We start from the raw sequence: 12,713 nt of genomic DNA, 5'->3' as shown, positions 1-12,713 counted from the left end.
GCACCAACTGCGACCGGAACACCGACACCCGCACGCACTTCCACAGTCGTCACGCCCCGAGCGCCCGCTCACGCAGCCGGGCGACCGTCGCATCCGACAGACCGGCCGCACGGAGCGGGGCGAGCGCATCGCCGTGCTGTTCGCGGAGGGTGTCGAGCAGGGTGCGCATCGAGACCTCCATCGATCCCTCGAGCAGCGACGATGTCGCCCCGACCGCATCCGCATCGAATCCGAGCGCCTTCCACATCGCGCCCATCACGGGAGCCGTGCGCTGCATGATCGCGACCATGTTGCCGCCGGTGAGGGCATAGTCGGCGACGATGTCGTCATCCGCCGCACCGAGAGCGAGCAGCAGCATCGCCGCGACGACGCCGGTGCGATCGCGTCCGGCTGCGCAGTGGAACGCCGCCGTTCCCGGGGTGTACGCGATCACGTTCAGCGCCGTGACGAGCTGGGGCGCGGCGACCTCGACCATGCGCAGGTACATCTGCCCCATGGCGTCGTGGCTGAGTTCGGTCGCCCCCTCGCCCATCGAGCGCCCGACATCCGCGATCAGCGGCAGGTGGTGATAGGCGACGGGGTAGTCGGCGAGGGATCCCCGGCCGGTGACCGAGACCTCGAGCGGTGAGCGCAGGTCGATGATCGCCGTGAGCCCCGCGGCGACGAGCTGCGAGGCGACGTCGGTCGTGACATAGGCGAGGTCATCCGTGCGGATCGCGAGACCTTCGCGCAGCACTCCGCCGTCGATCGGGATTCCGCCGAGGTCGCGTAGGTTGACGGGGGCGCTGAGCACCAGGTCGATGTCGGCGATGGTCATGTGATTCTCCTTCTGATGAGGGCACTGCCCTGGTCGATCGCCGTGACGAGCACGATGATGCAGATGATGATGGCGCTGAGGTGCCCGTAGTCGTACATGCGCATGGCGGTGGTCAGCTCGAGGCCGATACCGCCGGCGCCGACGAGGCCGAGGATGGTCGCGCCGCGCACGTTGCCCTCGAACAGCAGCAGTGTGTACGAGGTGAGCAGCGGTGCGCTCTGCGGCAGGATGCCGTAGTGGATGACCTGCCTCTTCGATGCTCCGACCGCCTCCATGGCGACGACGGGTCCGCGGTCGACCTGTTCCATGGCTTCGGCGAAGATCTTGCCGATCGACCCGATGGATCCGAGAGTCATCGCCAGGATGCCGGCGAAGGGGCCGAGCCCGACGGCCGAGACGAACATGAGCGCGAACACCAGGTCGGGCACCGAGCGGATGATGTTCATCACCCAGCGCGTCGGGTAATAGACCCACTTCGGCGAGATGTTCGCCGATGCCCCGAAGGCGGCGAACAGCGACAGCACGGCACCGAGCACCGTGCCGACGACCGCCATCTGGAACGTCTCGAGCAGCAGCGCGAGGATCGTGCCGATCTTCGAGAAGTCGGGAGGGAACAGGCGCGACAGGAACTCGCCCATGTTGACCGCGCCGTCGCCCAGCTTGATGAAGTTGAACTCGGCGCCGTTGAACGACCAGATCAACAGCAGCGCAGCGATCGGGAGTCCGATCAGGAACCGCGCACGCGGCACGCGCAACGCACGCTCGAGGCGGGATCGCTCGGCCGCATCGAGCTCGGGGCGTGTCGTCGACCGATTAGTCGGCCGATCCGTCGGCCGATCCGTCAGCCGGGGATCAGTGGTGAGCGTCATCGTCGTGCTCCTCGTCGTCGTAGAGCGGCGAGAGCGCCGCGGCATCCAGCTGCGATGTGGCGCCGGCGACGAGCATCCGTCCGTGCCGCAGGCCGATGATGCGGTCGCTGTGCGCGAGGGCCAGCGGCAGCACGTGCAGGCTGACCAGCACCGGGATGCCGTCTTCGGTGGCGATCTCGCGCAGCAGCTCGAGCACCGAATCGGCGAGCTTGGGGTCGAGCGACGCCACCGGTTCGTCGGCGAGGATCACCTGGGGCTGCTGCATGAGGGCGCGGGCGATCGCGACGCGCTGCTGCTGTCCGCCCGAGAGAGAGCGGGCGGGGGCGTTCGCCTTGTGGGCGATGCCGACCCGATCGAGCAGTTCGAGCGCACGGCGACGATGCGCGCCCGAGAAGCCGCCGATCATGTTGATCGCTCCGGCGCTGTGCAGGGCACCCGTGAGCACGTTGGTCAGCACGCTGAGCCTCGGGATCAGGTTGAACTGCTGGAACACCTGGCCGACATCCGACCGCAGGGTGCGCAGCTCACCGCGCGCGAGATTGGTGACGTCATGCCCGGCGACCCGCACCGACCCGGCCGAGATCGGGGCGAACCCGGTGAGGCTGCGCATCAGAGTCGACTTGCCCGAGCCCGAGGCGCCGAGCAGAGCGACCATCTCGCCCGGGAACAGGTCGAGATCCACACCGTCGAGCACGGTGGTCGTGTCGTACGCGACGCTGAGATCGCGCACGGTCACCAGCGGCAAGGACTGACGGAGTTCGGCGGTGGGGGTGCGGGCGGCGGACCCCGGGAGGGCGGATGCGTCTGCGGACCCCGGGAGGGCGGATGCCGCGGCATCCGCCCCCGTCAGTGCAGAGCTCGTCACTTGAGGTCCTTGAGCTCGACGCCTGCGACAGCGGCGATCTCGGCGAACGAGGTGAACGACGAGCTGTCGGGGTCGACGGTCTGCTCGGCCGCGGCGAACGCCCCATAGGCTCCGAGGCGCTCGGCGTTCTCGGGCGAGAACACCTCGGCGATACCGTCCTGGATGACCTTGCGGGTCTCGGCGTCGAGCGACTGGCGCCCGAGCACCGCGCCCTGGATGTCCATCGCGGGGCTCTCGCCCACCGCACGCCACTCACCATCGGCGAACGGGAACATGGGGGCGCCGAGCTCGGTCAGCATGACGGCGGTGCAGGCGGCATCCACCTGTCCCTGCTCGAGGGCTGCGAAGCTGCCCTCGTGCCCGCCGGCGAAGATCGCCTCGTAGTCGGTGCCCTGTTCGAGGCCGGCCTCGCGCAGCATGTACACCGGCATGAAGTACCCCGAGCTCGATGCCTGGTCGGCGAAGGCGACGGTCTTGCCCTCGAGGTCCTCGACGGTCTCGATGGGCGAGTCGTCGAGCACGACGCAGGTCGAGACGGGCTTGCCGTCGCCCTGGAACGCGACGAGCGCGTCGACCTCGCCCGTGTTGACGGCGAGCGCCGAGGGGAAGCCGCTCATGATGCCGATGTCGACGTGGTCGGCGCGGATCGCCTCGACGACGCTGAGGTAGTCGGGCACGTCGGTGATCTCGACGTCGCGGCCGGTGGCATCCTTCAGCAGCTCGGCGAAGACCTCGACGGGGTTCTCGGCGGTGGGGTCGTCGCCGACGGGGAGAGTCGCGATCGTGATCGGGGCGTTCGGGTCGGCCGGAGCCGCTTCGGCGGACGGGCTCTGGCAGCCGGTCAGGGCGAGGGCGGCGATGCCGAGGAGGCCGACGGCGGGCAGGGTGAGGCGGCGCATGATGACCTTTCGGGAGGAGGCGTTCCCGAATTCCGAGAACATGGGTATTCCAACTCGCGAAGGTGACAGGCAATTACGAGACCGCCGTACTCGAAACGGAACGCTGGATGAACGACTGGTGACGGCGGGTTCTGGGTTGCGCGCACACTTGCATGCTCGGATCACGAATGCATGCCGAGAAACCGGATTCCCGACCTGCACGTGTGTTCCGGACCTGCAGATGTGATCCCGAGTGACCGGCTGCGAGTGACCGCAGCGGATGACGGCAGCGGATGACGGCAGCGGGTGGCGGACGCCGGATGTCGGAGCCCAGGCCTAGAGTGTGCGGATGACGTCGGATGCTCGCTCTCGCCTCGCGCTGCTGCGCGTCGAGGCGGCGGCTCGGGTCGCATCGACGGCGGCGAACCTCGCCGAGCTGATGCACGACCGCGAGGGCTCGAACGACGACGACGAGCACGACCCCGAGGGCGTCACGCTCTCCTCGGAGTGGTCGCGGCTGACGGGGCTCGCCGAGGCCGCGGCCTCCGTCGGCGTCGAGCGGTTCGTGCTCGACGACGGATGGTTCCGCGGACGACCCGACGACCGATCAGGGCTCGGTGACTGGTACATCGATCACGCGAAGTGGCCGGATGGCCTGCGCCCGCTCGCCGAGCACGTGCACTCCCTCGGCATGCAGTTCGGCCTCTGGTTCGAGCCCGAGATGGTCAACCCGGTGTCGGACCTCGCCGCGCAGCATCCGGAGTGGGTGCTGCAGGCATCGCCGGACTCGCCCACCTGGCGGCACCAGAAGGTGCTCGACCTCGCGAACCCGGATGCTGCGGCCTACCTGCTCGAGCGCCTCGACGCCCTCGTCTCCGAGTTCGGCATCGACTTCATCAAGTGGGACCACAACCGCGACCTGCACGCGGCGGTGTCGCCGCACACCGGCCGTGCGTCGGTGCACGCGCAGACCGCCGCGTTCTACGCACTGCTCGATGCGCTGCGTGAGCGGCATCCGGGACTCGAGATCGAATCGTGCGCGAGCGGCGGCGCCCGTGTCGACCTCGGGGTTCTGCAGCGCACGCAGCGCGTGTGGGCCTCGGACTCGAACGACCCGGTCGAGCGTCAGCGCATCCAGCGGTGGACGGGCACGCTCGTGCCGCCGGAGGTCGTCGGCTCGCACGTGGGCCCGCCGATCGCCGAGACCACGCACCGCGCGGCATCCCTGCCGTTCCGCATGACGACGGCGCTGTTCGGTCACGCCGGCATCGAGTGGGACATCACCGGATGCACCGACGACGAGCGTGCGGCGCTGGCGCGCTGGACCGCGCTGTATCGCGAGCTGCGGCCGCTGCTGCACTCGGGCGTCACCGTGCGCAGTGACGAGGTCGACGACGAGACCCTGCTGCACGGCGTCGTCGCGGTCGACGGCTCGCGGGGTGTGTTCGCGTGGGTGCGCCTGGGTGCATCGGTCGACGGCTTCACCCCGCGCACCCGCATCCCGGGGCTTCAGGCGGGGGAGCGGTACCGGCTGCGCGTGCGGGAGGAGCTCGGAGCGGTGTCGCGGCACCAGGTCGCCGACCCCGGGTGGACGGATGCCGGCATCGAGGCCACGGGCGCGTTCTTCGAGTCGGTCGGAGTGCCGCTGCCGCTGCTCGCTCCGGGGGCCGCGCTGCTGCTCGAGGCCGTTCGAGTCTGAACGGGTCGTTCGGGTCTGATCGGGTCGTTCGGGTCGTTCGGGTCTGGCTCGGGGTCATGCTAAACTGACTCTTTGTCTGCGCACACTCCTGTGCGTAGTTCGTGTGCTCCCCCTTCTTCGGCCGAGAGATCGGCGGTGCGGGGCGGCGCGCAGACAAGGGATCTTGGGTGAGGCCGTCCGGCCTCACGGTATAGAAGGAGTCACCATCATGGCAGCAGTGTGCCAGGTGACCGGAGCTGTTCCCGGCTTCGGTCACAACGTCTCGCACTCGCACCGCCGGACGAAGCGCCGCTTCGACCCGAACGTGCAGAAGAAGACCTATTTCGTCGCTTCGCTCGGTCGTAAGATCACGCTCAACGTGTCCGCCAAGGGCATCAAGGTGATCGATGTCCGTGGCATCGAGAACGTGGTCAAGGACCTCCAGGCGAAGGGTGTGAAGCTCTAATGGCCAAGAAGGCTCAGGACGTACGTCCGATCATCAAGCTGCGTTCGACGGCAGGTACGGGGTACACGTACGTGACCAAGAAGAACCGCCGCAACACCCCCGACCGCCTCGTGCTCAAGAAGTACGACCCGGTCATCCGTCAGCACGTCGAATTCCGAGAGGAGCGTTGATCAATGGCTAAGAAGAGCAAGATCGCTCGCAACGAGCAGCGCAAGGTCATCGTCGAGCGTTACGCAGAGCGTCGCGCCGAGCTGAAGAAGACCCTGGTCGACCCGAACGCCACCGACGAGGCCCGCGAGGCCGCACGCGTCGGCCTGCAGAAGCTGCCGCGCAACGCGTCGCCGGCTCGCGTGCGTTCGCGCGACGTCATCGACGGCCGCCCCCGCGGTGTCCTCACGAAGTTCGGCATCTCGCGTGTCCGCTTCCGTGACATGGCCCACCGTGGCGAGCTGCCGGGTGTCACCAAGTCGAGCTGGTAAGTCTCAGCAGACATCAGGGGCGAGGATCTTCGGATCCTCGCCCCTTTGCTGTGCCGGGGCGGTGCCTGCGGCATCCGCCCCTCCGCCCCCGCATCCCGCGAAGGAGATCTCTCACTGAGAAGGGGATGCTGCGGCAGACGCTCCTTCGTTGCACGAGATCTCCTTCGCAGCAGTCCCTCTGCACCGCGACACTGGTCTGGCGGGTGTGCACAGGGCCTGGAATCTCGGCTCACTTGTAGGTCTGCCACGGGGCAGTATCGCCTGATGGATGCGGTCGCCGAGCTCGGACGTCGAGGTGGAGTTGCCAGAGTCGAGACTCTTCGGGCGGCGGGGGTGAGCGCTCATGCGCTGCGACGGGCGAAGGAGGTCGGTGCAGTGAGGTCGATTCGTCGAGGATGGGTCGCTCTCCCCGACGCCGACCCGGTCACCGTCGGAGCCGCGACTCGCGGTGTTGTGATCACCTGCGTGAGTGCCGCTGAACGTATGGGGCTATGGATGCCGGAGGCATCTCCCCTCCATGTGGCCGCGCGCCCGAACGCAGCTCGCGTGCGCGTCCCGTCTCAGGTCGTGATTCATTGGGCGAGACCCGTGGTGCCTCGCGATCCCGAGACCACTGTCGACGAGATCGTCAACACGCTCTCGCTGGTCGCGCAATGTCAGCCGCGAGAGATCGCTCTGGTGATCTGGGAGTCGGCGCTCAACAAGAGGCTCATCGACAGGCGGCTGCTCTCGGGCTTCGAGCTCCCGCATCCGGCTCGAGAGCTTCTGGAGCTGGCCACCCCGTTCTCGGATTCAGGTCTCGAGACGATCTTCGTGACGCGGTTGCGATGGTTGGACGTGCCGATGGTTCCGCAGGCGTGGCTGCACGGACATCGAATCGATCTTCTGATCGGCGAGCGTCTCGTGATCCAGATCGACGGCGCGACGCATGTGGGAGCACAGTGGACGACGGACATCGAGCACGACGCACAGCTCATGCTTCGCGGCTATACCGTGCTGAGGTTCGGATACGAACAGATCATGGCCCGCTGGCCGGAAGTGCAGGCGATCATCATGGATGCTGTCGCTCAGGGAAAGCATCTCGGCTGATGCCGTCGCATTCAGCGAAGGAGATCTCAGCCTGCGAAGGATCGAATGCCCGATCCATTCCTTCGTTGCGTGAGATCTCCTTCGCAGGAGGTGAGAAGGGGCGCGAGGGGCGCGAGGGGCGCAGGAGGTGAGTAGCGGCGCGAGGGGCCCGCGCCGACACGTCCACCCATCAGACGGATGCCGTCGCGTGCGCCACCGCCCAGGTGAGGGCGTAGTCGGCGATCTCCTCCCATCCGTCCTGGCTGACGAGACGGTGGGTGCGGCCGGCGTACTCCTTGTAGTCGACGATGGCGGGGCTGCCGCTGGAGCGGTACTTCTTCACGATCGCGCGACCGATGGCCGGGGGCACGACGTGGTCGATCTCGCCGGTGATGACGAGCAGCGGTGCGCGGTCGGCGCGGGTGTAGTCGACGTGCGTGACTCCGCCCTTCTCATTGAGCACCGAGGTCACGCCTTCGAAGAACACCTTGTTGTAGGAGTTCACGGCGTACTCCTCCCACAGGGCGTCGGATGCCGCGCGCGACAGGTCGTTGCCGAACGTGAAGCGGAAGTGGCGCTTCGACAGCGGCTTGGCGCCGTTGATGCCGAAGGGGTTCGAGAGGATCGGCGTGCCGGTCCAGAGGGTCGAGAGGGGGAGCGCGGTGACGCCGGCGGTCTGCCCCGGTGCGACACCGACGTAGGCGGCGCCGAGACCGCGGTCGGCGAGCATCTGGGTGAGCACCCCGCCGAAGGAGTGGCCCATGATGATCGGCTTCGCGGGGAGTGCGCGGATGATGCGCTCGTAGTTGTCGGCGATCTGCCTGAGGCCGATGCCCGTGAGAGCCGACGGGTCGCGGCGGATGTCGGCGACCGAGCGATCGTCGATGCCGGGCCACCCGGGATGATCACCTCGTGGCCCTGGGCGCGGAAGCGCTCGGCCCACGTGTTCCAGCTCGCAGGCGTCATCCAGAGTCCGTGGATCAGGACGATCGGGAGCTTCTCGGTGCTGTTCATGATTTCTTCTCCTGTCTCTGCCCCCGCCGTGTGCGAGTGCGTTACGCTGATAGTAGACCGAACGTTCTATCCACCACAACCTATTCCCGAGAATCTGAAGTCGCGGTCCGGATTGCACGATCCGGATGACACGATGAGAGGGATCACCATGAACACCACGACTCGCACCACGACGACCGCCGACGCGCCGAAGCGTCCGAGCGCTGCTCGCACCCGACTGATCGACAGCGCGACGAAGCTCTTCTACGAAGAGGGCATCCACGCCGTCGGCGTCGACCGCATCATCGACGAGGCGGCGGTCACCAGAGCGACGCTCTACAAGCAGTTCGGTGGCAAGGAGAACCTCGTCCTCGCGTATCTGCGCAACGAAGACGAGATGCTCCGGGCGCTCTTCGCCGACGCCGGGGCGGCCGTGACGGATCCGGCGCAGCTGGTCGATGCCGTGATCGCGGGCATCGCCGCCGACATCCGCCTCCGGCACACTCGAGGCTGCCCGTTCATCAACGCCGCCGCGGAGTATCCGGATGCCGGTGGTGCCGTGCGCCGCCTGATCGACGAGCACCGCGAGTGGTTCCGCTCCACCCTGCAGGCCGTCGCCGAGCAGGCGGGCCTCGCGAGTCCCGCCGAGGTCGCAGCCTCTCTCGTGCTGCTGCGCGACGCGGCCCTCGTCGGCGGATATCTCGACGGAGACGAGCGCGTCACGCCGGCCTTCGAGCGCACCGCCCGCGCGGTGATCGCCGCTCACCGCGGCAGCTGAGCGGCTTTTCAGCGGATTCCCGCGGCTGTCCGCCTGACTCGGCGGGAGGCCACACGAGTCACATTCGTCACTTCTGCACCACGACACGCCGCCGAAAAGCCCAAAACCCGCGAAATGACGCGGAAATGTGGGCGGTGGTTGGTACATTCAAGGCGGTCACTCGACCAACGGAGGGCAGTAGCCCTTCGAACACCAACGATGCGACGGGAACCTCGTCGCTGGAGGATGACATGGCTGACAAGTCCATCACCAAGACCGAGCTCGTCGCGAGCATCGCTTCCGCCACCGGCCAGAGCCAGGCCACCGTCTCGGGTGTCCTCGACGCGCTGTTCTCCTCGGTCTCCGACGCCGTTGCCAAGGGCAGCAAGGTCTCGATCCCGGGCTGGATCTCGTTCGAGCAGGTCGCAACCGCAGCTCGCACGGGCCGCAACCCGCAGACCGGCGCCGAGATCAAGATCCCGGCCGGCCACCGCGTCAAGGTGACCGCTGGTTCCAAGCTCAAGGCTGCCGTCAAGTAAGACTGCTTCCTTTCGAAGGCCGCTCCCGATCCGTCGGGGGCGGCCTTCGCGCTTCCACCCCGACGCGGCGGCTTAGGCTTGAGGGGTGAGTGCCCGCGCCGAGCAGAACCCGACCGCCTCCGCGTATCGCGCGGGCGGCATCGGCATCCTCCTCGCGGCAGGACTCGTCGGCGTCCTGATCGCCCTGCTCGTCGGCGGCGGCGCGGCCCCGCTGCTGCTGCAGGACCCTGGTCCCTTCGTGCGCTGGGCCACCCCCATCGTCAAGCTCGTCATGAACATCGCCTCTGCGGCGATGCTCGGCTCGCTCGTGCTGGCGCTCTTCGCGCTGCGCAGCGAGGAGAAGTCGTTCGACGTGGCCCTCAACACGGCTTCGGCCGGTGCTGCGGTGTTCACCGTCTCGGCCGGTATCAGCGGCTTCTTCACGTTCATGGCCGCGTTCAACCCGCAGCTCAGCGCCGAGCGCGAGTTCGGCGAGCAGCTCGGACGCTTCCTGCTGGAGCTGCCCCTCGGGCAGTCCTGGCTGATCACCACCATCATGGGATCGGTCATCACCGTCCTCGCGTTCGCATGGCGCACCTGGACCCCCACCCTGATCACGGCGGTGCTCGCCGCGGCCTCGTTCCTGCCGCTCGCGACGCAGGGCCACTCGGGAGAGCTCGCAGGCCACAACACCGCGGTGAACTCGATCCTGCTGCACACGATCGGCGCCTCGGTGTGGCTCGGCGGGCTGCTGGTCGTGGTGATCCTGCGCGGCCGCTCGGGCATCGGCACCACGCAGCTCGTCAGCCGCTACTCGAGCCTGGCGATCGCCGCGTTCGCCGTCGTCGCTGTCTCGGGTCTCGCGCGCTCGGTCGTCGCACTCGGCGACATCTCGCAGCTGCTCACTCCGTACGGCACGATCCTTCTCGCGAAGGCCGTGCTGCTGGTGGCCATGGGGATGCTCGGCGCCTGGTACCGCATCCGCCTGATCCCTCGCCTCGAAAGCCGCAACGCCTCGCGCTGGTTCTGGATGCTGGTGCTGTGCGAGGTCGCGCTGATGGGCCTCGCCTCGGGCGCCGCCGCAGCCCTCGCGCGCACCCCTCCGCCCACCGGCGAGGAGCAGGCGTTCGTGCAGACGCCCGCCGAGAACCTCACGCGCTCGCCGCTGCCGCCGGAGTTCACGATCGATCGCTGGTTCACCGCGTGGGACATCGACGTGCTCTGGCTCGTCGCCGCCGGCTTCGGACTCTTCTTCTACCTCGCGGGCGTGCGCCGGCTGCGAGTGCGCGGCGATCGCTGGCCGATCCACCGCACGATCTTCTGGGTGCTCGGCATGCTGCTGCTGCTCTGGGTCACGGGCGGTCCGATCAACGCCTACCAGGAGTACCTCTTCAGCGTGCACATGCTCGGGCACATGATGCTGTCTATGGCGATCCCGCTGCTGCTGGTGTCGGGGGCGCCCATCACCCTGGCTCTTCGCGCTGTGCACAAGCGCGACGACGGCACCCGCGGTGGCCGCGAGTGGATCATGTGGGCCGTGCACTCGCCGTTCTCGCGCATCGTCACGCATCCGTTCGTCGCGGCGGGCATCTTCATCCTGTCGCTGTGGGCGTTCTACTTCACCGATCTCGTGCGGTGGTCGATGTACGAGCACCTCGGACACGAATGGATGGTCGCGCACTTCCTGATCTCGGGCTACCTGTTCGTGATGAGCCTGGTCGGCGTCGACCCGGTGCCCTACCGCCTGCCGTACCCCGGTCGCCTCATCACCCTGATCGCGATCATGGCGATGCACGCCTTCTTCGGCATCGCGATCATGATGCAGGAGGGGCTGATGGTCGCCGACTGGTTCGGCTCGATGGGCCGCACCTGGGGGCCGACGCCGCTCGATGACCAGTACATCGGTGGCGGCATCGCGTGGTCGATCGGTGAGATCCCGACACTGATCCTGGCCATCACGGTCGCGATCCAGTGGAGTCGCAGCGACACCAAGCTGCAGAAGCGGCGCGACCGGCACGCGGACCGCACCGGCGAGGCCGAGCTCGAGGAGTACAACGCGAAGCTCGCGGCGCTCGCCGAGCGCGATCGTCGGCAGGCAGAGCGCGAAGCGCGCTGACCACGCTGCAGGGCCGGTCGGTCGGTCAGCCGGTCGGTTCGTCGGTCGGGGAACCCACTCGGATCGATGCCGATCCGTCGGGGAGGATCGTGATCGACCCGTTCACCTGGAACGTGACGTCTTCGGAGACGGCCTCGACCGAGCCGTCGAAGAGCGACTGGATCTCGACCTCGACGTGCGCCACGGCATCCGTCGGGGGGATCTTCCACTGCCCGCCGTCGGGCACGACCGTCACCGTCGGCTGGGTGGCGATCGACCACTTCGGCAGCGACGAGATGCGGTTGTAGACCTCGAGGCCGAAGGGGCATGCGGTCGGCTGCAGCACCTCCTGCGAGGTGCAGGCGGTGAGGAACTCCTCGACCCGCTGCTGCACGACATCGACGAAGTCGTCGGTCGGCTCGGTCTGCACGTCGACGGGCGTCGTGGCGAGCGGGGTGTCGGCGAGCACGCCCACGCCCTCGGATGTCGAGATGGCGGTGTCGACCGTCACGGAGTACAGGCCCGGCGTGAACACGAGCAGCGGCAGCGGATCGAGCGCAGCGGCCTCGGCGCCGGCGGACGACACCTGCCTCCGGTCGACCTCGAAGCCGTTGACGGCGAACTGATCGGCGCCGCGCAGAGTCAGCTCGACCACGGCGAGGGGGCTCGTCGTGAACCGCCAGTTGGGGGTGACCCCTGCCCAGCCGTCCTGCTCGACCGTGAACGTGGTGGTGCCCGCGTGCGATCCCGCCTTGTACGAGACGGTCACCGCGGTCTTGTCGCCGTCGGGCTTCTCCGACAGCACCTCGACGTCGGAGAGCGGGGCGAGCGCGGTGTGGCGCAGCAGGGCCTCGGATGCGGTCGCGCCGATGCCCGCGACCTCGAGGGTCTCGCGGTCGATCGCGACGCCGGGCACGCGGAGGGCGTCGGCCGCGCGTCCTTCGGCGAGAAGGTCGAGGTAGCGCACGACGAACGCCGAAGGGCCGTAGAACTGGCTGTAGAGCGTGGCGCCGCCGGCGGCCAGGGCCGCGACGAGCACCAGACCGACGACCGAGAGCATCGCGAGGTCGACAACGAGCCGCGAACGCCGGGGCGCCTTCGTCTCGACCTGCTGCATGGCGCAAGTCTAGAAGCGCGGCCTGGGGGGATGCCGAGCGCTGGGTCGCTCTGTGACGGCATCCGTCGCCTGTGTCACAGGGATGCCCGGCCGTGGCGCCACGTAGCATGGGA

14 protein-coding genes are annotated in these 12,713 nt (G+C 68.1%); 8 read left to right on the top strand and 6 right to left on the bottom strand.

Annotated features, from left to right (window positions below; genetic code table 11):
- Positions 1 to 49: 49 nt before the first annotated feature.
- Genes J7E68_RS08015 through phnD form a run of 4 tightly spaced genes read right to left on the bottom strand, consistent with a single transcriptional unit; the run spans position 50 to position 3,492 of the window.
- Positions 50 to 817, bottom strand: a complete 768-nt coding sequence (locus J7E68_RS08015; protein ID WP_215171513.1) for a tyrosine-protein phosphatase — start codon at positions 815 to 817, stop codon at positions 50 to 52.
- Positions 814 to 1,686 carry a phosphonate ABC transporter, permease protein PhnE gene (gene phnE, locus J7E68_RS08010; RefSeq protein ID WP_215171511.1) on the bottom strand — a complete coding sequence of 291 codons (873 nt, stop codon included), beginning with the start codon at positions 1,684 to 1,686 and terminating at the stop codon, positions 814 to 816. Before phnE ends, J7E68_RS08015 begins: the two co-directional genes overlap by 4 nt.
- Positions 1,670 to 2,551, bottom strand: coding sequence for a phosphonate ABC transporter ATP-binding protein (phnC, locus tag J7E68_RS08005; protein ID WP_215171509.1), 882 nt, complete (start codon positions 2,549 to 2,551; stop codon positions 1,670 to 1,672). The genes phnE and phnC overlap by 17 nt, the downstream gene beginning before the upstream one ends.
- Positions 2,548 to 3,492: a phosphate/phosphite/phosphonate ABC transporter substrate-binding protein gene (gene phnD / locus J7E68_RS08000; protein WP_251048766.1), complete on the bottom strand. Its 945-nt coding sequence runs from the start codon at positions 3,490 to 3,492 to the stop codon at positions 2,548 to 2,550. Before phnD ends, phnC begins: the two co-directional genes overlap by 4 nt.
- A gap of 286 nt (positions 3,493 to 3,778) precedes the next feature.
- Here phnD and J7E68_RS07995 point away from each other — a divergent pair, with 286 nt between their 5' ends.
- The 5 genes from J7E68_RS07995 (at position 3,779) to J7E68_RS19675 (ending at position 7,141) form a co-directional block, all read left to right on the top strand.
- Positions 3,779 to 5,128 carry an alpha-galactosidase gene (locus tag J7E68_RS07995; RefSeq protein ID WP_251048765.1) on the top strand — a complete coding sequence of 450 codons (1,350 nt, stop codon included), beginning with the start codon at positions 3,779 to 3,781 and terminating at the stop codon, positions 5,126 to 5,128.
- 208 nt (positions 5,129 to 5,336) lie between these two features.
- Entirely contained in the window at positions 5,337 to 5,573 is a 237-nt protein-coding gene (gene rpmB, locus J7E68_RS07990; RefSeq protein WP_042540533.1) for a 50S ribosomal protein L28, read from the top strand.
- Entirely contained in the window at positions 5,573 to 5,743 is a 171-nt protein-coding gene (gene rpmG, locus J7E68_RS07985; protein WP_017203558.1) for a 50S ribosomal protein L33, read from the top strand. The genes rpmB and rpmG overlap by 1 nt, the downstream gene beginning before the upstream one ends.
- Before the next feature lie 3 nt (positions 5,744 to 5,746).
- A complete protein-coding gene (rpsN, locus tag J7E68_RS07980; protein WP_017829734.1) occupies positions 5,747 to 6,052 on the top strand; it encodes a 30S ribosomal protein S14 in 306 nt (101 codons plus the stop codon).
- 588 nt (positions 6,053 to 6,640) lie between these two features.
- Positions 6,641 to 7,141 carry a DUF559 domain-containing protein gene (locus J7E68_RS19675; RefSeq protein WP_311416673.1) on the top strand — a complete coding sequence of 167 codons (501 nt, stop codon included), beginning with the start codon at positions 6,641 to 6,643 and terminating at the stop codon, positions 7,139 to 7,141.
- A gap of 169 nt (positions 7,142 to 7,310) precedes the next feature.
- Here the strand turns inward: J7E68_RS19675 and J7E68_RS07970 are convergent, their stop codons facing one another.
- On the bottom strand, positions 7,311 to 8,063 hold the full coding sequence (locus J7E68_RS07970; RefSeq protein WP_251048764.1) for an alpha/beta fold hydrolase: 753 nt from the start codon (positions 8,061 to 8,063) through the stop codon (positions 7,311 to 7,313).
- Between the two features lie 219 nt (positions 8,064 to 8,282).
- On the opposite strand from J7E68_RS07970, the gene J7E68_RS07965 reads away from it, so the two are divergent.
- From J7E68_RS07965 to J7E68_RS07955, 3 genes are all read left to right on the top strand, one after another.
- Entirely contained in the window at positions 8,283 to 8,891 is a 609-nt protein-coding gene (locus J7E68_RS07965) for a TetR/AcrR family transcriptional regulator (protein ID WP_215171506.1), read from the top strand.
- 230 nt (positions 8,892 to 9,121) lie between these two features.
- Complete coding sequence (locus tag J7E68_RS07960) at positions 9,122 to 9,409, top strand: HU family DNA-binding protein (RefSeq protein WP_042541574.1); 288 nt, start codon at positions 9,122 to 9,124, stop codon at positions 9,407 to 9,409.
- A gap of 85 nt (positions 9,410 to 9,494) precedes the next feature.
- Positions 9,495 to 11,504, top strand: a complete 2,010-nt coding sequence (locus J7E68_RS07955; protein WP_215171504.1) for a cytochrome c oxidase assembly protein — start codon at positions 9,495 to 9,497, stop codon at positions 11,502 to 11,504.
- Positions 11,505 to 11,529: 25 nt separating this feature from the next.
- Here the strand turns inward: J7E68_RS07955 and J7E68_RS07950 are convergent, their stop codons facing one another.
- Positions 11,530 to 12,600, bottom strand: coding sequence for a hypothetical protein (locus J7E68_RS07950; protein ID WP_215171502.1), 1,071 nt, complete (start codon positions 12,598 to 12,600; stop codon positions 11,530 to 11,532).
- Positions 12,601 to 12,713 lie beyond the last annotated feature (113 nt).

It is taken from the genome of Microbacterium sp. ISL-103 (assembly GCF_018613995.1).
Taxonomy (GTDB): domain Bacteria; phylum Actinomycetota; class Actinomycetes; order Actinomycetales; family Microbacteriaceae; genus Microbacterium.
The sequence above is the reverse complement of the archived record's forward strand: the minus strand, read 5'-3'. Positions and strand labels throughout refer to the sequence as shown.

Bases quoted from the DNA above. Each gene is read 5' to 3' on its own strand.
- J7E68_RS08015 (WP_215171513.1), bottom strand. From the start codon at position 817: ATGACCATCGCCGACATCGACCTGGTGCTCAGCGCCCCCGTCAACCTA.
- phnE (WP_215171511.1), bottom strand. From the start codon at position 1,686: ATGACGCTCACCACTGATCCCCGGCTGACGGATCGGCCGACGGATCGG.
- phnD (WP_251048766.1), bottom strand. From the start codon at position 3,492: ATGTTCTCGGAATTCGGGAACGCCTCCTCCCGAAAGGTCATCATGCGC.
- J7E68_RS07995 (WP_251048765.1), top strand. From the start codon at position 3,779: ATGACGTCGGATGCTCGCTCTCGCCTCGCGCTGCTGCGCGTCGAGGCG.
- rpmB (WP_042540533.1), top strand. From the start codon at position 5,337: ATGGCAGCAGTGTGCCAGGTGACCGGAGCTGTTCCCGGCTTCGGTCAC.
- rpmG (WP_017203558.1), top strand. From the start codon at position 5,573: ATGGCCAAGAAGGCTCAGGACGTACGTCCGATCATCAAGCTGCGTTCG.
- rpsN (WP_017829734.1), top strand. From the start codon at position 5,747: ATGGCTAAGAAGAGCAAGATCGCTCGCAACGAGCAGCGCAAGGTCATC.
- J7E68_RS07965 (WP_215171506.1), top strand. From the start codon at position 8,283: ATGAACACCACGACTCGCACCACGACGACCGCCGACGCGCCGAAGCGT.
- J7E68_RS07960 (WP_042541574.1), top strand. From the start codon at position 9,122: ATGGCTGACAAGTCCATCACCAAGACCGAGCTCGTCGCGAGCATCGCT.
- J7E68_RS07950 (WP_215171502.1), bottom strand. From the start codon at position 12,600: ATGCAGCAGGTCGAGACGAAGGCGCCCCGGCGTTCGCGGCTCGTTGTC.